The sequence below is a fragment of the Nocardia carnea genome, assembly GCF_029868325.1.
In the GTDB taxonomy this organism is placed as follows: Bacteria; Actinomycetota; Actinomycetes; order Mycobacteriales; family Mycobacteriaceae; genus Nocardia; species Nocardia carnea_C.
Genome location: NZ_JARWNW010000174.1, coordinates 39,003 through 61,519 on the forward strand (window position 1 = coordinate 39,003; position 22,517 = coordinate 61,519).

Consider the following 22,517-nt stretch of genomic DNA (forward strand, 5'->3'; position numbering starts at 1 on the left):
AGACTCCGGCACCGCTGCGGCGGTACGCATGGTTCATCTGGGACTCGGCAGCTTCTTCCGTGCTCACCAGGCCTGGTACACCGCATCCGCTCCGGACGGGCACCACTGGGGAATTGCGGCATTCACCGGCCGCGGCCCCGCCATGGCTGCGGCCCTGAGCGCTCAGGACGGGCTCTACACGCTGGTCACCCGTACTGCGGGCGGTGATGAATTCGAGGTTGTGCGCACGATCAGCCGGGCGCATGCCGCGACCGACGCGCAGGCTTGGCTCCGGTATTTCGCCGCACCGGAAGTGGCGGTGGTGACGCTCACCGTGACCGAGGCGGGCTACACCCGTCGAGGTGACGGCAGCTTGGATCTCGGCAATCCGGCGGTGGCCGCGGATCTCACCGCCGTGCGCGCTGATCCAGGTGCGGTCGGAACCACTGCGGCGGCCCGCCTGGTGGCGGGCTTCGCCGCCCGGCGAGCGGCGGGGGCGGGGCCGCTGGCGGTCGTACCCTGCGACAACCTCCCGGGCAATGGTGCGGTACTCGCGCACATCATCGGCGAATTCGCCGCTCTGGCGGCACCGGGCCTGCGTGGCTGGATCGACGACAACGTCTCCTTCGTCACCTCCGCGGTGGACCGCATCACGCCCGCGACCACGCCCGAGGATATCGCGGCGGTCGGGCAGGCTCTCGGCTATCGCGACGATGTGCCGGTGGTCACCGAGCCGTTCCGGGAATGGGTACTCGCCGGTGAGTTCCCGGCCGGCCGTCCGCGCTGGGAAGTCGCGGGTGCTGTTTTCACCGCCGACCTCACACCGTATGAACAGCGGAAACTGTGGCTGCTCAACGGCGCGCACTCACTGCTGGCCTATACCGCGCCGCTGCGCGGCCATCTGACGGTGGGGCAGGCTGTGGCCGATCCCGTGTGCCGCGAGTGGGTGACACAGTGGTGGGCCGAGGCTGTTCCGCACCTGCGGCTGCCCGCTCAGGAGTTGACGGAATACACCCGGGCATTGCTCACCAGATTCGCCAACCCGCGGATGCAGCACCGGCTTTCGCAGATCGCCCAGGACGGTTCGCAAAAGTTGCCGGTGCGGATACTGCCGGTGTTGCGGCGGGAACGTGCGGCCGGGCGGATGCCGGCCGGGGCTGTCCGGGCGTTGGCCGGGTGGGTATGTCATCTGACCGGTAACGGTGTCCCGGTGTCCGATGATCGCGTTCGGCCGGTGTCCGGTGCCGGTGCCGCTCTCGGGCTGCTGGACGGCACGCTCACCGATGATCGGGAATTGTGCCGCGCCGTCGACGCGGAAGCCCGGCAACTGCGCGCCGCTCTCGATCACCGGGCGGGGAGCCTTCCACCTTCCTGACGGAGCCGGGTGGACGGCCCGCGGAGAAGGATCGTCACCCGAGGCGGGCCGGTCGTATTCGGCGCGGGCGAAATGGGCCGTGGCGGTCAGGTCTCCCGGCACCGCGCTCAGGACGGTGTCGATCTCGGTATCGTCGTAACGGACCAGGACGGTCACCGGGCCGAAGCATTTCTCGAGCAGTACCGCCTGGTCCGGGCCGATGATCAGGTCGGCTGTTATCCCTAGGGCGTTCGCGCGCACCCGGTTCTCATCCGGTGGTTCGGCCGGTAGCAACGTCGTCACGCCGGGTAGCGCGCTGCGTTCGGCGACGCCGGTGAGGAACACGGCGCGCATGCGGTCGTCGAGCATGATGCCGGGCTCGGTCCGGGCCGGCTGGCCGCGCCGGCAACCCTCGTCGGTGATCGCGGTGCACGCCGCCGGCGGGCCGGGTGTACCTCATCTGACGGTGCTTCGCCGGGCATTACCGGGTGAGCGCGGTGATGGCCGCCGCGGTGTCGAGGTCGCTGTAGGCCGCGGAATAGCGTTGGGCGAGGGCGATGGCGATATCGGGGCGTTGCCACAGTTCGCCGGCGCCGGCGGTGCACAGCCACAGGGTCAGGCCGTGGGCGACCGAGGCGCGGTAGCCGAGCCGGATCTGTTCGTGAGTAGGCATTTCGGCGGCCGGGAGGGCGAGTGCGTCGCGATATCGGTCGAGCAGGTCGTTCTCGTGGCGGCGGCGGTCGCCGGTGGTGAGCGCGCCCTGCAGGAAGTATCCGAGGTCCAGTGACCAGTTGCCGCGGCGTGCGACCTGCCAGTCGAGGAATCCGACCTGCCCGTCGGCGAGCAGGCAGGTGTTGCCGATATGCGGGTCGCCGTGCAGCAGGGTCTGCGGGCCGGTTCCGACGCGGGTTCGGCTGCCGGTCGGGTGGTCGAAGCCCCCCCGGAATTCATGGCGGCCGGTCTGCGGGCGCTGAATGTGGCCGTTGGCACGGCAGGGTTACCGGCGGTGGCGTCGCGGTGCTCCGGCGACCCGGCCGCTCGGCCGTGGGCGCTATCCGGTACCGCGTGGCGGCGCCGAGTCAGGGGAGCGCAGCTGGAGCTTCAACACCAGCGAGCTCGCGAGGAGGGCCAGGGCGACAGCGCACCACGGCGCGGCGAGCCCCCAGCCGGTGGCCGGCACTATGTCGATCAAGGCTCCGGTGAGTACCGAGCCGGCCAGTACGCCGAGTCCGCCGATCGAGGCGAAGAGCCCGTAGTAGGACCCGAGCCGGCGTTCAGCGGCCAGGCGCGGTATCAGGTCCCGGGCGACGGGCAGGGTCGTCATCTGTCCCAGTGTCAGCAGGAGCGTGAATACGGCGGGCGGGACGAGTGCGGGCACGCCCTCGAGCTGCCTCGGCGCCAGCAGGGCCATCACGGCGAATCCGGCGGCCGTCACGATCAGGCCCGCGGGCAGGGCCGCGGCGCTGCGGACACGCCGGGTGAGGGGTAGCTGGGCGATGACGACGAAGAGCGATGCCAGGGCGAAGTACCAGCCCAGCGGGGTCTGTGAGCCCCAGGCGCGGTCGAGCTCCAGCGGTAACAGCAGGTACAGCTGGTTGTACGCCAGTAGTTGCGAACTCATCGCCACCGCGAGCAGCAGAAAGGTTCTGTTCGCGACCACTTCGCGCCAGCCGTCGAGCCATTTCTCGGCGGCGTGGGCGCCGGGCCGGGCGGGGAGCAGCCTTAGATGCACGACCAGGATTACCGTGAACAGGCCCGCTGCGACCAGGCAGGCGGCGGCGAAGTCGGCCGCCAACAGCAGCGATCCGAGCAGCGGCCCGACGAATGTGCCGATCTGACCGTACGCGGCGAAGAGCGCGAAAACGTCTGTGCGGGACTGTCCGTCGTCGCTTCCGGCGGCGGTGGCGAGGGCGGACTCGACCGCCGGGGAGAACAGCGCGCCGGCGAATCCCGTCAGCACGGTCGCGATCACGATTCCGGGCACCGACCCGGCGAAGGCCAAACCGGCGAAACCGAGGATCCGGCACCCGCAACCGGCGACGACCACGGGTTTCACACCCCACCTGTCCGCGAGCGAGCCCCCGACGAAGAAGAGGCCCTGCTGGGCGAACGTGCGGAGTCCGAGTACCACGCCGACCAGCGCCGCCCCCAGGCCGAGATCCTGCGTCAGGTGCACCGACAGGTACGGCAGCACCATGAAGAAGCCGATATTGAAGGCGAGCTGAGTGAGCACGAGCAGCCGGACGGCCGGGGTCGCCGCCGCGAGGCCGGACAGCAGCGACCACCGGCCGCCGAACCTCCGGGCAGCAGCGGCCACTGTCTCGGGTGCCGGGCCGCCCGGCCGGCTGCTACCGCGCGGCGGCCGCAACCGGCCCCGGTTCGAACAGGATCGACAGCCGCCCCTTCGACTCGTCGACGAGCACTTCGGCCCGGACGTTGTACACCTGCGCGATCAGTTCGGCGGTCAGTACCTCGGCCGGTTTTCCGCCGGCCACGGCACGGCCCTCCTTCAGCACGAGGACGGTATCGCAGAACATAGCCGCGAGGTTGAGGTCGTGCAGAGCGATCACACTGGTGACGGGCAGCCGGGTAATCAGCGCCAGCAACTCCAGTTGATGATGGATGTCCAAGTGATTGGTCGGCTCGTCCAGCAGGAGTTCGCGTGGTTCCTGCGCCAGGGCACGGGCGATCTGGACCCGTTGTTTCTCTCCGCCGGAAAGCCGGTGCCAGAGCCGGTCCGCTTTCGCGGTGAGTCCGGTGTGTTCGAGCGCGGACGCGACCGCGGCGTCGTCGGTGCTGGGATTTCCGCCGAAAGTCGTCCGGTGCGGGATCCGCCCGAGGCGCACGACGTCGCGGACGGTGATATCGAGATCGGTGTCGGCCTGCTGGGCCACGACGGCCACCGCCCGCGCGATGTCTTTGCGCCGCATGGTGGAGAGGTCGTTGCCGTCGAGGGTCACCACCCCGGCGGTCGGGCGTACGACACCGTTGAGCAGATGTAACAGGGAGGATTTCCCGGACCCGTTCGGGCCGAGCAGGCCCACGGTCTCGCCGGGTGCCGGTGTCACGGTGACCCCGTCGACGACGAGCGCGCCGCCGCGATTCCAGCTGACGGTATCCGCGTGCAGGGTCACCGGCCTCTCCTCCTGCGCGACAGGATGACGATGAACGCGGGCACACCGACCAGCGCGGTACCCACACCCACCGGCAGCGGGGTGGGCGCGAACGCGACCCGGGAGACGGCGTCCACCCATACCATGAAGACCGCCCCCAGCAGTGCTGTCGCGGGAACCAGCCGGCTGTGCCGGGGCCCCAGCAGGAACCGTGCCGCGTGCGGGAGCACGAGCCCGACGAACCCGATCGCACCGGCGACGCTGACCAGGGTCGCGGTGATGATCGCCGTGCACACCAGCAGCAGGAGCCGGAATTTCGCGACGGAGATACCGAGCGATGCCGCTACCTCGTCACCGAACGAGAAGGCGTCCAGGACATGCGCGTAGTACAGGCACACTGCCGTCCCGGCGAGCACCACCACCGCGCACAGCCGGACATCGTCCCAGCGGACGCCTTCGAGTGATCCGAGTAGCCAGAACATCACGCCCCGGGTCTCGTCGGAGTCCGCGAACGCGAAGATCACGAACGAGGTCAACGCCGAGAACAGCTGTGTACTGGCGACACCGGCCAGAATGACGCGGTCGTTGCTGCCACCGGAGAGGCGGGCGAGCAGCAGCACCAGCCCGAACGCGATCAGCGCCCCGAGGAACGCGCCGCCGGACAAACCGAGCGCGGCGCTGCCCACGCCGAGAACCCCCACGATCACGGCACCTGTCGACGCGCCGGACGAGATGCCCAGGACGAACGGGTCCGCGAGCGGGTTGCGCAGTAGCGACTGCATGATCACGCCGCACACGCCCAGCCCGGCACCGCACGCCGCCGCCACCAGTGCGCGCGGGAGCCGCTCCTCCCAGACGATCGCGTTCTTGGCCGCCCGCACCGGGATATCGGTGAGACCCAGGTGGTTGAGCAGGACATCACGGACGTTCACCAGCGAGATATTCGCCGGGCCCAGCGTGACCGCGACGAGCACGGACAAGATGAGCGCGACCAGCCCACCGACCGTGATCAGCGCCCCGGCGACCCATCCTCGCCGCCGAACCCGTTCGGGGGCGGGTGCGGCGGCGTGGTCGCGGGTGGCGGTCAGCGGGGCACCTGCATATCGCGGAGGCCGGCGACGATCTTCTCGAGTCCGTCGACGGCCCGGATGGACGGGTTCATCTCGGCGCCGTGCAGGGCGATGTAGCGCTTGTTGCGTACAGCATCGAGGTTGCGGGTCACGGGATCGGATTCCAGGAAGGCGATCTTGTCGGCCAGCCGGTCCCCGGGGAAGCGGTTGCGCAGCAGATCGCCCAGCACGAGGACATCCGGGTTGCGTTCGACCACGGTTTCCCAGCCGACCGCCGGCCAGTCGTCGGTCAGCTCCGCGAAAGCGTTGGTGGCGCCGACCGAGGTGGCGAGCAGATTCGCCGAACCCAGCCCGCCGGCCACGTACGGGCTCTTGGTATCGGCGAACCAGAACGCCATCGACACATCCGACTTCTCGAGGGCGGCCAGGGCCGCTTTCTCGCGAGCCTGGAGCTCGTCGATGAGTTGCGCGCCCCGGTCGTTTACATCGAAGACGGCGGCGAGTTCACGGATCTCCTGATACAGCGAGTCCATCGTCAGCGGTGTGGTGCGCTTCCCACCACCATTGACGCTCACACCGTTGTCACAGTCGGTCGGGGACAGGTACGACTCGATCCCGGTCTCGGAGAACCGGCTCCGCTCGGCGACGCCGCCCTGTGCGAAATGCCGGCCGAACGACGCGGTGACGAAGTCGGGGTCGGCTCCCAGGACGACCTCGTAGGTCGGCGCGTTATCCGCCAGGCGGGGAACCGATGCGTTCGCTGCCGCCAGATTCTCGCGAATGGGATCGGTCCACGACGCGGTTCCCGCGATGCGGTCGCCGAGACCGAGGGACAGCAGGATCTCGGTGGACCCCTGATCCAGCGAGACGACACGCTGCGGCGCGGCCTCGACGGTGATCGTCTCGCCGCAGTTGTCGAGGACTACGGGATACGTAGTACTGCCTTCGCCGGCGGATAGGGTGCCGAGGTCGTCGACCTGCTCGGACTGCCCGCACGCGACGAGGGTGCCCGCCAGTACAGCGGTAACGGCCGCGAAACCGATCCGGCCCATGGAAATCTTCACGTTCCTCACTGCTTTCCGCTTCTCTGGAACAGGTGGTGCCTCGCGCGATCACTGATGAGGCCGACCACCGCAACCTGTACCGAGGAAGCAGGCGAACGTTAGCATAAGTAACCCTATCCTAATTGCCGCGGTGCGGGTGCCGGCCGGAAAGCGGCCGCTCGCGCGGGGTCGCCGCCGATGCGACCACCCGTGCCGAGCGGGTAGCGGCCTCGTATACGCAACCCTCCGCCGAATGGTGCTGCGGCGCAGACCGCAACCTGTCGCTCGGCATTGCCGAATGCCATCTCCTGCACAGTCGTGCCGGACGACCCGATGTCACCGTGAACGACTTTCCGGCAGCGGGTTCGCCTGTGGCGCTCTTATCGGGGCGTATCGCGAGGACCCCGAGGTGCAGGAGGCACTCGAGACTGCCCAGGTGTACTCCCTGCGCCGGACGACGCTCGCGCCGGGGGAGGGCTACCGGGAATTGCTGGCCGATCCGGCTGTCGAGTCGCTCGACGCGGATCGTGCGGCTGGGCGCGGCGCCGGCTTCGTCCGGCTCGATCAGCTTGCGCTGGAGCACCTGATGGGTGCCCGTTGACCGGGGTGCCCGTCGCAGGGGTCGATTCGTCGACGCAGGCATGCAGGGTGGTGATCCGCGATGCGGGGACCGGTCGGCTGGTGCGGCACGGTCGCGCAGCGCGTCCGGCCGGCACAGAGGTCGATCCGGAACACTGGTGGTCGGTCGTTCATCGGGTACCCGGAACTGATCCTGCACCGCCGCCGCGAGGTCAAGGCGCTGGCCGCGAAGAACGGGTCCTGATCGCCCGCGTGACGCCGAACGCGGCGTCCCCGACCGAATTCGGTCGGGGGCGGGGTCGTTTCACCCATGGCCGCGGACCACCTACGGAGTGCCGGGCGCGGTGCCGGATGGGCCGTCCGGCGGATCCGAAACGCATGAGTTGCGGCCGCATCGTCGAATGGTGTCGACCCCTCAGCGGTTGTCGGGGCCACCTTGTGGACACCGGCGGGGAATTCGCTGTCGCAGCCGGTCATCGAGCGGACCCGGTGGATACAGGAAGGCCGCGCGATCATGCCTACCTCCGATGCCGGTGGCGGCGTCGGAGGCAGGCAGTGGGCCGGACGCCGCCTCCGCGCTGCATACGGCTCGGGCCGGTAGGGCGCGGAATATCTTGGCCGGTGGACGGGTACGCCGTGCGGGTTGGTGTTACGGGGATCACCCCGGACTGCGGATGCCACGCCCGGGGATTAGCTTTGTCGGGAATCGAAACAATACTTTGGGATCGAACAGATTTCACCCGATGGAGGAAAACCTTGCGCGTCCTGCTCGTCGCCAGCGCATTCAACAGTCTCACCCAGCGGGTGCACACCGAGTTACGCGGTCGCGGGCACGAGGTGGGTGTCGAACTGGCACTCGGCGACGATCTGCTGCGGGCCCGGGTCACGCATTTCCGCCCCGATCTCATCGTGGCGCCGATGCTGACAACGGCGATCCCGGAAGATATCTGGACCGCGTATACCGTGCTCATCGTGCATCCCGGCCCGAAGGGCGACCGCGGGCCCTCCTCGCTCGACTGGGCGATCAGCAGCGGTGCCCGGGAGTGGGGTGTGACAGTGCTGCAGGCCGTCGCGGAAATGGATGCCGGACCGATCTGGGCTTCCGTGCGGTTCCCGGTGGCCGCCTGCGGAAAGAGCGAGCTGTACCGCAACGAGGTCTCCGATGCTGCCGTGGCCGCGGTACTGCTGGCCGTCGATCGGTTCGCCGGCGGCGAATTCGAGCCCGAACCATTGGATTACAGCCGTCCCGATGTGCGCGGACAGCTGCGGCCCTACCATTCCCAGCAGTATCGCCGGATCGACTGGAACAGCGAGGACACCGCCTCGATCCTGCGCAAACTGCGCGCCGCCGATTCGCAGCCGGGAGTGCTCGACGAACTGTACGGCCGGGAGTACTTCCTCCACGGCGGTCACCGTGAGGACCGGTTGCGGGGTACTCCCGGGTCCGTCGTCGCCACCCGCGACGGGGCTATCTGCCGGGCCACTGTCGATGGCGCGGTCTGGCTGCCGCAGCTGCGCCGGCGCCGGAAACCGGGCGGGCCGGCAACCTTCAAACGCCCCGCCGCCGACGCGCTCGGCGCCGACCTGCCCGGGGATATCCCCGAGGTACCGGTCACGCCGGCCGAGGCAGCGGTCCGCGATACCTGGTCGGAGCTGTGCTATTACGAGCAGGGCTCCGTCGGCTATCTGGAATTCGCCTTCGCCGGTGGCGCCATGAGTACCGTCCAGTGCCGGCGCCTGCATGCGGCCTACCGGCAGGCCTGTGCGCGGCCGATCCGCGCGCTGGTCCTGGGCCCGGCCCGTGACTTCTTCTCCAACGGGATCCATCTCAACGTCATCGAGGCGGCCGCGGACCCGGCCGAGGAATCGTGGCGCAATATCACCGCGATGAACGACCTGGTGGAGGCGATCCTCACCACGACGGACAAACTGGTGATCTCGGCGTTGACCGGGAACGCGGCGGCCGGTGGGGTGATGCTCGCGCTGGCCGCCGACGAGGTGTGGTGCCGCGAATCGGTCGTGCTCAATCCGCACTACCGGCTCATGGGCCTGTACGGCTCGGAATATTGGACGTATTCGCTGCCGCGCCGCGTGGGAGCCACCGAGGCCGCGCGCTTGACCAGGGACACCCTGCCCATCGGGGCGGGCGCGGCCGAGGCCATCGGTCTGGTGGACCGCGTCGCGGGCGGCGGCACCGCCGAATTCCGCGAATGGGTGCGGCGGGAGGCGGCCCTGCTCGCCGATTCGCCGGAGCTGGAGGCTCGCCTGACGGCCAAGAAACGGCAGCGGGAAGCGGACGAAGCGGTCAAACCGCTCGCCGACTACCGGGCCGAGGAGCTGGCACATATGCGTCGGAACTTCTTCGCCGAGGACGAGCCGTACCACCAGTTGCGGCAGAACTTCGTGTACAACGTCGTGCCCCCGGCCACCCCGGCGTATCTGCTGGGCTGAGGCACCGGTCCGGGCCGGGTAGCCCAGTTGTGACATCAGGTGGCGAGGGCATACCCGCCTGAGGTGAAATTTTTACTTTGTTGCCCGCTTCCGGGAACATCGAACTTCTGCCTGCGTGGCTGTGGTTCGGAAATCGACTAATACAAGCGGAGTAGAGAGACGTGCTACATCTCGAGCACTTCAGCAACGGCTGGGTGACTCCTGTCCTTGCCTATGTGATGTCGTTCATCGGCTCGGTGCTCGGCCTGCGCTGCGCCGTGCGAGCGCGTACGGCGAACCCGGCCTACGGCTGGCTGGTCGCGGCGGCGATCGCCTTGGGTGGGGCCGGTATCTGGGTTATGCATTTCACGGCGATGCTCGGCTTCACCATCGACGGGACCAGTATCCGGTACAACATGCCGATGACCCTGCTCAGCGCGGTGATCGCGATCGTCGTGGTGTTGATCGGGCTGATGATCGTCGTCCGCGGGCACCGGGAGGCGGTCGCACTACCCCTCGGCGGTGCCATCACCGGGCTCGGCGTGGTGGCCATGCACTATCTGGGTATGGCCGCGATGAGCACCGGCGTCGATATGCAATACAGCACCGGCCTGGTCCTGCTCTCCATTGCGATCGCGGTGGTCGCCGCCACCGCCGCGCTGTGGTTCATGCTGCACGTGCAGGGCTGGGGTAATACCGTGGGTGCGGCGCTGATCATGGGTGTCGCGGTATGCGGTATGCACTACACCGGTATGGCGTCCATGAGCGCACACCACGGCGAACATCACGGGTTGCCCGAGGGGGGCGCGCCGGTCGAGTTGCTCACCCCGTTGCTGACCACGGTCGCGCTGGTCGTCGTGGGACTGGTGGTGCTGGTCGGCGTCGCCGAACTCGAGGTGCGCAGTGTCGCCGCGGCCGGTCCGGCGCCCGAATCGGGCAAATCCGGCACCTTGCTCACCACGGACCCGGCTACATTGGCCCATAGTGGCCGTCAGTGGCCACGAATGCCCAGCCACGACTAACCTCGGAGATCGCCGTCGTGACACCGTGGGCGGGGCCCGGTTGTCCCGATGGGCCGGGGGTCCTATCCTGGGCCGCCGTATCTGCAAGCTGATGTGAGGAATGCTCGATGGGTAGTACCGTGCTCGATATCGCCGCGCTGATCGTGATGCGGGTGGGGGATTTCTGGAACTGGATGGCCACCGGCTCGGCGGGTTTCCCGCCGCTGTGAGTCGCTGACCGGCCGAGGCGGGGGGGGGGGGGGGCCGGGGGCGCGGCCCCCCCCCGCGGGGGGGGGGGGGGGGGGGGGGGGGGCGGGGGGGGGGGGGGGCCCCGCTGTCGTGCGGGTGGGTTTGCCCGGTGCGCCGATCAGGAACCCACCACCGACTGCTGATCGGCCGGCGGCGTGTACACCGATTCGTCCACGTGCAACACCATGAAACCGTTATCGGAACAGGTGACGTAGAGATCGTTGCCCCGCCATTCCGGCGGCGACAGGCACCAGTCGGTCGAGACATCGCCGAAAGCGAGCTTGCCGGTCCGCGCGGAGAGCGCCTGCGACGGGTCGAATTGCCCCTCGAGTACCGCGCGGGCCGCGCTGGGCGCCGTCATCGCCGGAATACCGAGCAGTGAGGCCAGCGCATGCGGTGAGTTGGTCAGTTCGAGATTGCGCCCGGTGCGCGCCGGCGGGTTGAAATAGGCGATCTCCCGGATCGCTTTCGGATCGCGGATATCGAACACCCGGATACCGGACGATATCCAGCCGCAGGCCAGCGCGGTGGGGTTCGCCGGCCGGTCGGCGGCGCAGTAATGGGATTCGTAGGCGAAGATCGAACCTCCCATGGAGGAGGCGATACTGCTGTCCAGATTCTGCGGCAGGTTGATCTCCAGTTTCACCTTTGCGACGACCCGGGGGTCGGTGTCGTCGGAGACGTCGATCAGTTTGACGCCGCCGGAACCTCCCTCGTCGACGGTGTAGATATGGGGCCTGCCGTCGTAGGTGACCGGAATACTGTGCTGCGTGGCCCAGCCGTCGGACCAGAACATCCGCCCGATGTGATGTACCTGCGGGTTGGGGTCGCGCCGCTGTACCGCGCTGACGTCCAGCACCGTGACGCCGCTGAGAGCCGAAAGATACAGCCGGTTGCCGTCCGGGCTCACGCCGAAACCATGGGCGGTGATACCGGTGAGTCCCTGCCAGACGACTCGGGGGTTCGCGGGGTCGGTGAGGTCGACCGCACTCAGGAAACCGGGCGTGATCCCGGAGGCCCAGTAGGTGTTGCCGTCGGGGGAGAATCCGCCCTCATGGGTCGTGATCGGCAGCGGCATACCGAGGTTCGTACCCGGGCCGGGATTCAGCAGCCGCGGATGCGCGCAATCGGAAATATCGTAGACCGAGAGATACCCGGCCCCGACCAGCATCGGGACCCCGGTGCCCACCAGCAGTTTGCGCCGGGCGTTCACCTTCAGGCTCTCCCAGGTGCCGGCGACCATCGCCGGTTCGTTCAGGGTCACGGTCGGGCGCGGATGCGCCGGATCGGAAACATCGAGGACCTGCACCCCGCCGTTCTGGTGCAGCAGGTTACCGGGGAAGAAGGTCCCCATATAGGCGCAGTGCTCGAAACTGGTGGAGGTGATCCCCGCCCCGCGTCCGGCGAACTGGCCGACCATCGACATATTGCAGCGGTACCCCTGGGTGCTGCGCCCGCTGTCGCGATCGGCGGCCGGAACATCGCCCTGCAGCCCGGGTTCGGGCATGGCGCCGGGCCCGCATTCGGCGCGCGGTACGGCGATACGGCCTACGTCGAGGAATTCCCGGACCTCGTTGTGGATATCTGCCTGTAGATCCGCTGTGGCACTGCCCGGTAGCAGTATCGCGGTGACCACGGTGACCACGCCGAGCACCATCGCCCTGGCCCGATGGAGTTCTCCGAAGGGACGCCCCATTGCATCCTCGCGCTTCCCGAGCTACCTCGTCCGACCCGCCCGGGCAGTGTTTGGGACACAACCCGGAATTGTCCAGTGATGGTAGCGATTCGGCGTGCCCCCGTGGCGCGGTTTCGCCGAATGCCGACGGCGTTCCGGCCTATCCGCGGAGTTGTTCCAGTAGGTATTCGCACTCGGCGAGCAGCCGAGACCTGAGCGTGGTCGCGCGGTCCGCGATGAGCGATTGCTGCCGCACATAGACGGCGCGGCCCGCCGGGGTCTCTATCTCGATCGGCTCGTACCCGTACTCGCGGAGATCGTAAGGAGAGGCCCGCATATCGAGTTCGCGGGCGTCACGAGCCAGGGCGAAACAGTCCAGCAGCAGATCCGAGCACACCAGCGGGCTGAGCTTGAAACACCACTTGTACAGGTCCATATTCGCGTGCAGACAGCCCGGCTGTTCCGTGAGCGGCTGGTCGTCGCGGGTGAGATGCCGGTTGTTACGGCCCACGGCGGGCGGGGTGAAGAAGCGGAACGCGTCGAAATGGGTGCAGCGCACCGGCATCGACTCCAGGACGGCATCGGTACCCGCCGCACCCAGCCGCAACGGGACCGAATCGTGGCGGACCTCCCCGGTGCGGTACACCATCGCCCATTCGTGCAGGCCGAAACAGGACAGCTGGGCCGGCCGGGAGGCGGTCGCCCGCAGCAGGCCGGCGATATAGGCCACGGTATCGCCGCGGGCGCGCAGGAACCGCGGATCGGCGGTCAGCACCGGCCCGGAGGCGGAGGTGGGCTCGTCGAGCCGGTGATAACCGCGCAGACCGCTGTACTCGGCGGCGCCGCGTAGGGCGCGGCCGTACCCCGGATGCCAGCGGCGCAGCTGCGCCGGACGATGCCCGTAATAGGTCCACAGGAAATCGAGCACCGGGTGGCGGGTCCCGGTGGCTCGCCGCCGCAGATAGTCACCGGCGAGCTCATCGGCGCGGGCGGTGTGCGCGGTGGCGCGGGGCCGCCATTCGGATTCGGCGAGGACCGCCACGGTGGCACCTACCGTCATTCGGCCACCCGGTGCGTGGCATCACGTACCGTACCGACGAACTGTTCGACCAGATCCTCGAGCGCCACGACCCCGACCGTGTTCCCGCGGGCGTCCACCACCCGGCCCAGATGACTGCTGGTGCGGCGCAGCCGGGCCAGCGCCTCGTACAGGGTGGTGCCCAGCAGTACGGTCGGCAGCGGGCGGATATCGGTGCGTGGGATCTCGGTATTCGGTCCGGCCGACTCGTCGGACACCTTGTCCAGCACATCCTTCACATGCAGATACCCGACCAACGACCCGTCCGCGGCCCGCACCGGATATCGGGAGAACCCGGTTTCGGCGACGGCGGTTTCGATATCGCCGAGCGAGGTACCGCCCGCTCCCCGCAACGGCACGGTCCGCATCCGGTGCAGCGGGATCATGACCTCGGCCACGAACCGCTCCCCGGTACCCAGAGCCTGGGTGAGGCGGCGGTGCTCCTCCTCGTCCAGCAGCCCCTCGGACCGCGATTCGCCGATCATCTCGGCGAGTTCATCGCTGGATACCGCGGATTCGAGTTCGTCCTTCGGTTCGATACGCAGCATGCGCAATGTCGCGTTGGCCGCGAAGTTGTAGAGCGCGATGAGCGGCCGGGCGATCCGCAACCAGGCCAGATGCAGCGGCACCAGCAGTAGCGCACTGCGTTCCGGACCGGCGAGCGCGATGTTCTTCGGGATCATCTCGCCCATCAGGATGTGCAGGATCACCACGATGGTCAGCGCCACCACGAACGACACCGGATGCAGCAGCGCCTCCGGCAGGCCCACCAGTTCGAAGGGGTATTCCAGCAGATGCGCGACCGCGGGTTCGCCGACCCGGCCCAGCAGAATCGAGCAGATGGTGATACCGAGCTGGGCCGCCGCCAGCATCATCGAAAGATTCTGGCCGGCCCGGATCACGGTATCGGCATTACGTTTACCCTGCGCGGCGAGCGCCTCGAGCCGGTCGCGCCGGGCCGAGATCAGCGCGAATTCCGCGCCGACGAAGAAGGCGTTCCCGGCGAGCAGCAGCACCGTGAGCGCGACAGCGAACAAGTCACCCATGGTGGTACTCCCGTCCGGCGGGCTGATGTTCGCGTTCGAGCGACCGGTCGTCGACCGGAACCAGCCGGACCCGGTCCACCCGGCGCCCGTCCATCCGTTCCACGCGGGCGAGCCAACCACCCGGGCCGTCGATATGGCGGCGGTCGTGGCCGCGCCGCTGCGGCAGAACGACGATATCGCCGGCCGCCGGGATCCGGCCGAGCCTGGTCAGCACCAGACCGCCGAGGGTTTCGTATTCGCCCTCCGGCGCCTGGTAACCGGTGGCCCGGGAGACCTCGTCGATCCGCAGCAGCCCGGAACAATCCCAGCCGTCGGAGACACGGCGGACGTCGCGTTCCTCCTCGTCGTGTTCGTCGCGGACATCGCCGAGGATCTCCTCGATGATGTCCTCCATGGTCACCAGACCGGCGGTGCCGCCGTATTCGTCGACCACCAGCGCGACCTGCATACCGTCGGCCCGGACCCGTTCGAGTACCTCGTCGCCGTCGAGGCTGGCGGGTACGACGGGAACGGGTTGCGCGATCTGCGCCAGACCCACTCCGGCGCGGGTGCGCGCCGGATGAGCGAAGGCCTGTTTGACGTGGACCACGCCGAGCGTGTTGTCCAGGTCGCCGTCGATCACCGGGAACCGGGAGAACCCGGTGCGGGCGGCGGCGGCCAGCAGATCGCCGATGGTATCGGTCCGTTCGAGCGCTTCGATCTTCACGCGGGGTGTCATGAGTTCTTCGGCACTGCGCGCCCCGAACTGCAGCGACCGGTCCAGGATCTGGGCGGTGCGCTGATCGAGCGCACCGTGCTGGGCCGAGGTGCGCACGAGCGAACCCAGTTCCTGCGGCGACCGCGCCGAGCGCAGTTCCTCGGCCGGTTCCACCCCGAGCCGGCGCACCACCCAGTTCGCCGTCCCGTTGAGGAATTGGATCATCGGTTTGAACACCGTCGAGAACGCCACCATCGGCCCCGCCGTGGTGCGCGCGGTGGCCAGCGGTGCCGCGATCGCGATGTTCTTCGGCACCAGCTCGCCGTAGATCATCGATAGCGAGGTCGCCAGGATCAGGGCGAGGACGAGCGAGATACCGGTGGCCGCGGAATCGGGGATACCCACCAGGCCGAACAGCGGTGCCAGCAAACGGGCCAGCACCGGTTCGGCGATATAGCCGGTGATCAGCGTGGTGATGGTGATGCCGAGCTGGGCCCCGGACAACTGGAACGACAGTGTGCGATGGGCCTGGCGGACCGCGCGGGCCCGGACGTCACCGTCGCGGGCATGCGCTTCGACGGTGCTGCGTTCCAACGCGGTGAGGGAGAATTCGGCGGCCACGAACAGGGCGGTGCCCGCGGTGAGCGCCACGAACCCGATCAGGCTCGCAATGGTGAGTACGACGGTCATATCACCACCACCCGGCGGGCTTCGGCAGCAACGGCCGGACGAACAGGTGGTCGGTGGAGGGTCGTGCGGAGGGGGACGCCGGGTCTGTCACCCGGCTCGATAGATGAGCCCTCCTGAGTGGCGCCCTCGGACGCGGGTGACAACTGGTTCCTTTCGTCCTGATGAACTCACGGCCGGCAATCGCCGACGAAACTCATGGTACCGGCCCGTACACCGGGGTGCACGGGCCGGTCGGCGGGCCGTCCGCTCACCACCCGCCGGGCAGCGGGCGTCCCTCGGCGAATCCGGCGGCCGACTGGACCCCCAGGACGGCGCGGTTGTGGAACTCGGCGAGGGTGCGGGCACCGGCATAGGTGCAGGCACTGCGGACGCCGGAACAGATGTGGTCGATCAGGTCCTCGACGCCGGGACGCTCGGGGTCCAGCAGCATCCGCGAACTGGAAATACCTTCCTCGAACAGGGCTTTACGGGCGCGATCGTAGCCGCGGTCGGCGGCGGTGCGGGCGGCGACGGCGCGTTTGGAGGCCATCCCGAAGCTCTCCTTGTAGGCGTTGCCTTCCCGGTCCACGCGCAGATCGCCGGGCGATTCGTAGGTGCCGGCGAACCAGGAACCGATCATGACATTGGAGGCCCCCGCCGCGAGCGCCAGCGCGACATCGCGCGGATGGCGGACACCGCCGTCGGCCCAGACATATGCCCCGAGCTCCGCGGCCGCGGCGGCGCATTCGGCCACCGCGGAGAACTGCGGCCGGCCGACGCCGGTCATCATCCGGGTGGTGCACATGGCGCCCGGGCCCACTCCGACCTTGACGATATCGGCACCGGCCGCGATCAGATCCCGGGTGCCTTCGGCCGAGACCGTGTTCCCGGCCACCAACGGCACACCGAGGCCCAGGTCGCGGATGGCGCTCAGGGTTTCCAGCATCTTCACCTGATGCCCGTGGGCGGTGTCGACCACCAGGAGATCGGCGCCGGCATCCACCAGCGCCTTGGCCTTGGCCGGGACGTCACCGTTGATACCGACGGCGGCCGCGATCCGCAGCTTTCCGTCGCCGTCCACGGCCGGGGTGTAGATCCCGTGCCGCACCGCGCCGGTACGGGTCAGCACACCAGCGAGGGTGCCGTCGGGGGCGAGGAGTACCGCCAGATCGGCATGGGCGGCCTCGAGCCGGTCGAAGATATCGGACGGTTCGGCCGTGGCCGGGGCGGTCACGAAATCGGTGGTGGCGATCTCGTGCAACCGGGCGAACCGGTCGACATCGGCGCAGGCCGCTTCGGTGACCACGCCGACCGGCCGGTCCCGGTCCACCACGATCACCGCGCCGTGCGCACGCTTGTGGATCAGTGCCATGGCATCGGACACCGAATCGTCCCGGGTCAGCGTGACCGCGGTATCCGCGATGAGCGAGCGGCTCTTGACGAACGCGATGGTTTCGGCGACCGCACTGTTGGGCAGGTCCTGCGGCAGCACCACGATCCCGCCGCGTCGGGCCACCGTTTCGGCCATCCGCCGGCCGGCTACCGCGGTCATATTCGCGACCACCAGCGGAATGGTGGTGCCGGAGCCATCGGACGTGGTGAGGTCGACATCGAACCGCGACGCAATATCGGTGCGGTTCGGGACCAGGAAGACGTCGTTGTAGGTCAGGTCGTACGGCGGGGTTTGTCCGGGGAGAAACTGCACTGCACCCATGGTAATCGGGACCGGACCGTGGCGGGGCGGCATCGCCTCCGCCAACTCCCACAGTTCCGGAGGCCCGGCTGCCGGTGGCCGGACGGTCGTGTCGCCGCCCGGGGCAAGGCCTGTGCCGGCGGCGCTGCACGCACGGCCATCTCAGTGGTGGCTGTCGCGGTGCGGGCGGCAGGGTGGTCGGCCGGACCGGGCGGATCACTTCTTCCGGCGTCGATGCGGGCGCCGTGGCGGGGGCGTGTCGGCCGCCCGGTATCCGCGTCCGGTACCGCGCCGGGGCCGGGTGTGGCCGGGGGCTGCCGGTTCGGGGGCGGCGGGCGCGGCCGCAGGGGAGCGGGCGCCGGTGAGCTGCTGGAGTTCCCGGTCCTGCGGCCGGACGGTATGGACCACCACGTCGACGCCCGCCGCCTCGGTGAGGGCAGTGACCTCGGCGCGCTGATCGGGGGTCACCACGGTGACCACCGTGCCGGTGGCGCCGGCGCGCGCCGTGCGGCCGGCGCGGTGGACGTAGTCCTTCGGGTCGGTGGGCGGATCGGCGTGGACGACCAGGGAAACCGCGTCGACGTGGATACCGCGGGCGGCGATATCGGTGGCGACCAGTGCCGGTACCGCACCGTCCGCGAATGCTGCCAGGGTGCGCAGCCGCCGGTTCTGGGCTTTGCCGCCGTGCAGCGCGGCGACCGTGACCCCTTGGTCGCGTAGCCGGCGGGTGAGTTTCTCGGCACCGTACTGTGTACGCACGAACAGCAGTGTGCGCCCCTCGCGGGCGGCGATTCGCGCGAGCACGGCGGGTTTGTCGGCCGTTTCGACGTAGAGCAGGTGGTGGACCGCGACAGCTGCCGTGGGTTCGGATGCGACGCTGTGGGTGACCGGATTCCGGAGATGGTGCCGGACGAGGTCCTGGACGGATTCGTCGTCGAGGGTCGCCGAGAACAACAGCCGCTGGCCGTCGGAGGGAGTCGCGTCCAGCAGGCTCCGCACCTGCGGCAGGAAACCGAAATCGGCCATATGGTCGGCCTCGTCGACGGCCGTGATCCGTACTGCATCCAGTATCGCGGCGCCCTGCTCGACCAGGTCGGTGAGCCGTCCCGGGGTGGCGATCAGCAGATCGATACCGCGCTGTAGTTTGTCGGCCTGGCGGCTCGCCGGCATACCACCGACGGCGGTACCCAGCCGCAGACCCAGTGCGAAGGGTTCCAGCGCGCGTTCGATCTGCAAGGCCAGTTCGCGGGTGGGCGCGAGGATCAGCCCGCGCGGGGAGCGGGGAATCGCGGGCCGCCCGGCGAGCCGGGCCAGCATGGGCAGCCCGAAGGCGAGCGTTTTGCCCGATCCCGTCGGTGCACGACCCAGGACATCGCGACCCGCCAGTACATCGGGAACCGCCGCCTCCTGGATGGGCAGTGGCTCGGTGAGACCTTCCCGCCGCAGCGCCTGGACCGTGAGTACGGGCAGGCCCAGCCGGGCGAACGGGGGCTTCGCGGGTGAGCTGGCGGATTCCGGCGGCTGACGCTGCGGGACGGATACCGGATCAGGCACGGAAGAGCCGGCTCAGCTCGACGAGCCAGGGAATCGCGACGGCCAGCGTCGGCACCACCAGGATGGCGAGCGAGGCGAGATAGGCGGCGCCGGCGATACGCATATCGCCGAGCGGCCCGGCCAGGCGCTGGATCCGGATGAGCGTGCTCGGGCCGCCGACCGCGAGCGCACCCTGCGGGGCGGTGGATTTCGAACAGGCGACCAGCGCCCGGGCCAGCGGTTTGGGCCCGGTCACCTTCACCGCGGAATCGTCGGCAAGGAGTTCGATCAGCAGTTTCACCGAATCCAGTGCCGATTTGCTGCGGACGAAGCGGGGAAAGGCCTCGTGTGCCGCGGTGAACGCTTCGAGCACCAGATCGTGGCGGGCCCGCAGATGCGACCGTTCATGGCTGAGGATGGCGGTCAGTTCCTGTTCGGTGAGGTTGTCCAGGGTGCCCGCACTCACCACGACCCGGCGCCGCAGGCCCGGCAGGCAGTAGGCGATGGGTTCGGTGGCCGAGAGAACCCGGATATCTGCCGCGCGGCGGACCGGTCCGCTCTGGTCGAGCAGATCCACGAGCATCCGATGGCGGGCCCGCCGCCGCCGGGTGTGGACCCCGACCCTGATCGACGCGTAGACCAGCCGCGCGCCGACCAGCAGGGTCAGCATGAAAACCGACACGTAGGCCAGCCACAGCGGCAGGCCGAGTGCATCGATTTCATCGGTGGGCTTGGTGGTCGGCCGGCCGTCGGCGCCGGGGACCAGGAGTTCGGCGGCGATGGCGAGCCCGGAACTGAAGGCGCTGAGCACGGCCGCCAATGCGATGGCCTGCCAGAGGACGAGTGCGGCCCGCGGCACCCGGTAGGTCCAGGTCGCACGGCTGAGCGCCTCCGGGACGGGACCGGCGAGAAGCAAGGCAAGTACGGCGAAGGCCGGTGCTGCTGCGTTCATCGACTCTGCTCACTGCGTTGTGGGGCCAGGGTCCGAGCTCACTGCGGCGGTGCGGTGTCCTCGGTTGCTTCGAGCTTAGCGAGCGCATCCCGCAGGGCCGCAGCCTCGTCCTTCCCGACCTGCTCCACGAAATGCACCAGGGCCGCTGCCCGGCTGCCGGCCTCGTCGGCTTGCTGCAGCGCATCCATCATGAGTCCGGCGACCAGTTCGTCGCGGCTGTGTACCGGAGCGTACCGGTGCGCGCGATCGTCGCGCCGCTGCACCACGAGGTTCTTCTTCGCCAGTCGCTGCAGCACTGTCATCACAGTGGTGTACGCGAGTTCACGGCGCGCCGACAGGGCCTCGTGCACCTGCCGGACCGTTTGTGGTTCGTCGGCCGACCACAACTGGTCCATAACCGCTTTCTCGAGTTCACCAAGTCCAGCCATCTCTCGATTTTACGACCTCAACGACACTTGGGCGTACTACAGGGTGTCGTAACCGCGTGGGATTGGTCATAGCTCACAGTTCGCCCGCTCGGGCGGTGATTCGGGGGGTGCGAGCCCGATGGTGCGCATTCGATCGGTTTGCGCGAAATACTTGCTAGGTCTGGTTAGGCTAACCTATCTTTCGATCAAGCCGTTGCTGCAACGCCGATCCCGAGGAGGTTCGAATGTCCGAACTGGCCACTGTGCGCATCCCCCGTCCCTACGAGGCGGCGGCCTTCGGTTCGGCATGTTCTCGGTTGCGGGCGCTGCAGCCGGAACATCCGCGGGTGTACGCCGCCGCGGCCATGGCCGATCAGGGCAAACGGCGCTGGTGGGCGCTGTCCACCGGCCTGCGTGAGGGGCGGATCGACCTGATGTACCGCCGGCACGCCGCCGAGATGATCAGCGCGACCGCCGCCGCCGAGGTGGTCGCCACCGCCCTGATCCATGCGGTGGTGGGCCGGGTCGCGGCGCTGTGGGTCGCCGACGGACGGGCGTGGGATCCGGGGCTGGAGAACCTCTGGATCCACACCGACAACGACGGCGGTATCGACTGGGCGGGTCTGGCCGATACGACGATCCGTGTGGTCGACGGGGATCCGCTGGCCGATTCGCCGGGTGTGGTGACGTTGCCGTGTGAGCGGGCGATGTGGGTCTGGCTCGCCTACCGGTGTGAACCGTCGCTCCTGCTGGTGCAGGGTGCGCTGGCCCGGTGTGCGGGCTTGAGTCCGCGGCGCTTCTGGGCCTTGGTCGCCGAATCCGTGTGCGGCGCCACGACCTATGTGCCCGCGCTGGCGGGGGCCGATCCGGTGGCGGGCGCCCGGCGTGGTGAGGGCCTGCTGACGGCCCTCGAGGATCGCGGGCTGGCGATCCGCCGTGCCCAACGTGTTGCCTAGTTAGGTAAGCCTGACCTATACTTGAAAGCGGCGTACGGATCGCGCGAGAGTCCCGAGGGCTGCGGTGACCCCCGATCCAAACGCGCGGCGGACTCCACTTCCGGTGGGGTCCGCCGCTTTCATTACCGGCCACAGAGCGACCGAACTCTGCGCGGATTGCGTACCGCCGGCACCGCTGCGGCCGCGGTACGCACAGGACGCCCCGGGGCAGACAGCCGAGCTGGGCGGCGAGCGTTCGATCGCACCGGAACAGAGCCGGCAGCGAGCGCGGCCGAAAGTCGAATCCCGGGACGTGTATCGGGCAACCGGTTCCGCCTCGTGCACGGCCGCCGTGCGATTGTTGAGGCATGACCGAACAGCAGACCCGGCTCCCGCAGTCGATGGCCGATCTCGGCCCCGAGGAGCTGAACGAGATCAGCAAGGGCACCTTCGCGGGCCTGATGGGCCTGAAGGTGACCGAACTGGGACCGGACCGGGTGCGGGGTGAATGGGTCGTCACTCCGCAGCATCATCAGCCGGCCGGGATCCAGAACGGCGGGGTCCTGTGTACCGCCGTGGAAACGCTCGCCAGCACGGGCGCCTCCGCGTGGTACGGGGACCGGGGAATCGTGGTCGGAGTCAACAACTCCACCGATTTCCTGCGGGCCGTGCGCGAGGGCAAGCTCACTGCCGAAGCCACCCCGATCCATCGGGGCGGGATGCAGCAGCTGTGGCAGGTCCTGGTCACCGACGAGGAGGATCGGCTGATCGCGCGCGGTCAGGTACGGATACAGAATCTGCCGCACCGGTCCTGAGATCGGGCGGCATAACGGCGGTCGAACGAAAGACGGGGGGGGGGGGGGGGGGGGGCGGGGCGCCGGCCGCGCGCGCCGCCGCCCCCCCGGCGTCTTCTGTGCCCCCCCACCCCATCACCGCCGGGTGGGGGGGGGGGGGGGGGGCGGCGCTTTTCGCCCGCGCGCCCCCCCCCCGTCTTTCGTTCGACCGCCGTTATGC

At 69.0% G+C, this 22,517-nt stretch carries 20 protein-coding genes and 1 pseudogene; 8 read left to right on the forward strand and 13 right to left on the reverse strand.

Annotated features, from left to right (window positions below):
* Positions 1-28 precede the first annotated feature (28 nt).
* Both QH196_RS13935 and QH196_RS13940 read left to right on the forward strand, forming a co-directional pair.
* Positions 29-1,354, forward strand: a complete 1,326-nt coding sequence (locus QH196_RS13935) for a mannitol dehydrogenase family protein (protein WP_280416206.1) — start codon at positions 29-31, stop codon at positions 1,352-1,354.
* A 9-nt stretch (positions 1,355-1,363) separates the two neighbouring features.
* Positions 1,364-1,579, forward strand: a complete 216-nt coding sequence (locus tag QH196_RS13940) for a hypothetical protein (RefSeq protein WP_280416207.1) — start codon at positions 1,364-1,366, stop codon at positions 1,577-1,579.
* A gap of 235 nt (positions 1,580-1,814) precedes the next feature.
* Here the strand turns inward: QH196_RS13940 and QH196_RS13945 are convergent.
* The 5 genes and pseudogenes from QH196_RS13945 to QH196_RS13965 form a co-directional block, all read right to left on the reverse strand.
* A pseudogene (locus tag QH196_RS13945) lies at positions 1,815-2,225 on the reverse strand (phosphotransferase); the annotation flags it as partial.
* A gap of 159 nt (positions 2,226-2,384) precedes the next feature.
* Positions 2,385-3,650, reverse strand: a complete 1,266-nt coding sequence (locus QH196_RS13950) for an MFS transporter (protein WP_280416208.1) — start codon at positions 3,648-3,650, stop codon at positions 2,385-2,387.
* Between the two features lie 31 nt (positions 3,651-3,681).
* On the reverse strand, positions 3,682-4,467 hold the full coding sequence (locus QH196_RS13955; protein WP_280416209.1) for an ABC transporter ATP-binding protein: 786 nt from the start codon (positions 4,465-4,467) through the stop codon (positions 3,682-3,684).
* Positions 4,464-5,429, reverse strand: coding sequence for a FecCD family ABC transporter permease (locus QH196_RS13960; protein WP_280416221.1), 966 nt, complete (start codon positions 5,427-5,429; stop codon positions 4,464-4,466). The genes QH196_RS13955 and QH196_RS13960 overlap by 4 nt, the downstream gene beginning before the upstream one ends.
* Positions 5,430-5,530: 101 nt before the next feature.
* Positions 5,531-6,580 carry an ABC transporter substrate-binding protein gene (locus QH196_RS13965; protein WP_432279489.1) on the reverse strand — a complete coding sequence of 350 codons (1,050 nt, stop codon included), beginning with the start codon at positions 6,578-6,580 and terminating at the stop codon, positions 5,531-5,533.
* A 388-nt stretch (positions 6,581-6,968) separates the two neighbouring features.
* On the opposite strand from QH196_RS13965, the gene QH196_RS13970 reads away from it, so the two are divergent.
* The 4 genes from QH196_RS13970 (at position 6,969) to QH196_RS13985 (ending at position 10,590) form a co-directional block, all read left to right on the forward strand.
* Complete coding sequence (locus tag QH196_RS13970; RefSeq protein WP_280416210.1) at positions 6,969-7,160, forward strand: hypothetical protein; 192 nt, start codon at positions 6,969-6,971, stop codon at positions 7,158-7,160.
* A gap of 60 nt (positions 7,161-7,220) precedes the next feature.
* A complete protein-coding gene (locus tag QH196_RS13975) occupies positions 7,221-7,382 on the forward strand; it encodes a hypothetical protein (protein WP_280416225.1) in 162 nt (53 codons plus the stop codon).
* Positions 7,383-7,894: 512 nt separating this feature from the next.
* Entirely contained in the window at positions 7,895-9,589 is a 1,695-nt protein-coding gene (locus QH196_RS13980) for a hydrogenase maturation protein (RefSeq protein WP_280416223.1), read from the forward strand.
* 161 nt (positions 9,590-9,750) lie between these two features.
* Positions 9,751-10,590, forward strand: coding sequence for an MHYT domain-containing protein (locus QH196_RS13985; RefSeq protein ID WP_280416211.1), 840 nt, complete (start codon positions 9,751-9,753; stop codon positions 10,588-10,590).
* 346 nt (positions 10,591-10,936) lie between these two features.
* Here the strand turns inward: QH196_RS13985 and QH196_RS13990 are convergent, their stop codons facing one another.
* The 8 genes from QH196_RS13990 to QH196_RS14025 all read right to left on the reverse strand — a co-directional run bounded on the left by QH196_RS13990 (position 10,937) and on the right by QH196_RS14025 (position 20,589).
* Positions 10,937-12,514 (reverse strand): LVIVD repeat-containing protein, encoded by a 1,578-nt coding sequence (locus QH196_RS13990; RefSeq protein ID WP_280416212.1) that lies wholly within the window; start codon positions 12,512-12,514, stop codon positions 10,937-10,939.
* Positions 12,515-12,653: 139 nt separating this feature from the next.
* Positions 12,654-13,553 carry a 3-methyladenine DNA glycosylase gene (locus QH196_RS13995; protein WP_280416213.1) on the reverse strand — a complete coding sequence of 300 codons (900 nt, stop codon included), beginning with the start codon at positions 13,551-13,553 and terminating at the stop codon, positions 12,654-12,656.
* Positions 13,550-14,617 (reverse strand): hemolysin family protein, encoded by a 1,068-nt coding sequence (locus tag QH196_RS14000; RefSeq protein WP_280416214.1) that lies wholly within the window; start codon positions 14,615-14,617, stop codon positions 13,550-13,552. The genes QH196_RS13995 and QH196_RS14000 overlap by 4 nt, the downstream gene beginning before the upstream one ends.
* On the reverse strand, positions 14,610-16,004 hold the full coding sequence (locus tag QH196_RS14005) for a hemolysin family protein (RefSeq protein ID WP_280416215.1): 1,395 nt from the start codon (positions 16,002-16,004) through the stop codon (positions 14,610-14,612). The genes QH196_RS14000 and QH196_RS14005 overlap by 8 nt, the downstream gene beginning before the upstream one ends.
* A gap of 247 nt (positions 16,005-16,251) precedes the next feature.
* Positions 16,252-17,688 carry a GuaB1 family IMP dehydrogenase-related protein gene (locus QH196_RS14010; protein WP_280416216.1) on the reverse strand — a complete coding sequence of 479 codons (1,437 nt, stop codon included), beginning with the start codon at positions 17,686-17,688 and terminating at the stop codon, positions 16,252-16,254.
* A gap of 204 nt (positions 17,689-17,892) precedes the next feature.
* Positions 17,893-19,230, reverse strand: a complete 1,338-nt coding sequence (locus QH196_RS14015) for a DEAD/DEAH box helicase (protein ID WP_432279490.1) — start codon at positions 19,228-19,230, stop codon at positions 17,893-17,895.
* A complete protein-coding gene (locus tag QH196_RS14020) occupies positions 19,223-20,161 on the reverse strand; it encodes a M56 family metallopeptidase (protein ID WP_280416217.1) in 939 nt (312 codons plus the stop codon). The genes QH196_RS14015 and QH196_RS14020 overlap by 8 nt, the downstream gene beginning before the upstream one ends.
* A 38-nt stretch (positions 20,162-20,199) precedes the next feature.
* A complete protein-coding gene (locus QH196_RS14025) occupies positions 20,200-20,589 on the reverse strand; it encodes a BlaI/MecI/CopY family transcriptional regulator (RefSeq protein WP_033246209.1) in 390 nt (129 codons plus the stop codon).
* A gap of 224 nt (positions 20,590-20,813) precedes the next feature.
* Here QH196_RS14025 and QH196_RS14030 point away from each other — a divergent pair, with 224 nt between their 5' ends.
* Both QH196_RS14030 and QH196_RS14035 read left to right on the forward strand, forming a co-directional pair.
* Positions 20,814-21,524 carry a hypothetical protein gene (locus QH196_RS14030; RefSeq protein ID WP_280416218.1) on the forward strand — a complete coding sequence of 237 codons (711 nt, stop codon included), beginning with the start codon at positions 20,814-20,816 and terminating at the stop codon, positions 21,522-21,524.
* A 347-nt stretch (positions 21,525-21,871) separates the two neighbouring features.
* Complete coding sequence (locus QH196_RS14035) at positions 21,872-22,318, forward strand: PaaI family thioesterase (protein ID WP_280416219.1); 447 nt, start codon at positions 21,872-21,874, stop codon at positions 22,316-22,318.
* Positions 22,319-22,517: the final 199 nt, after the last annotated feature.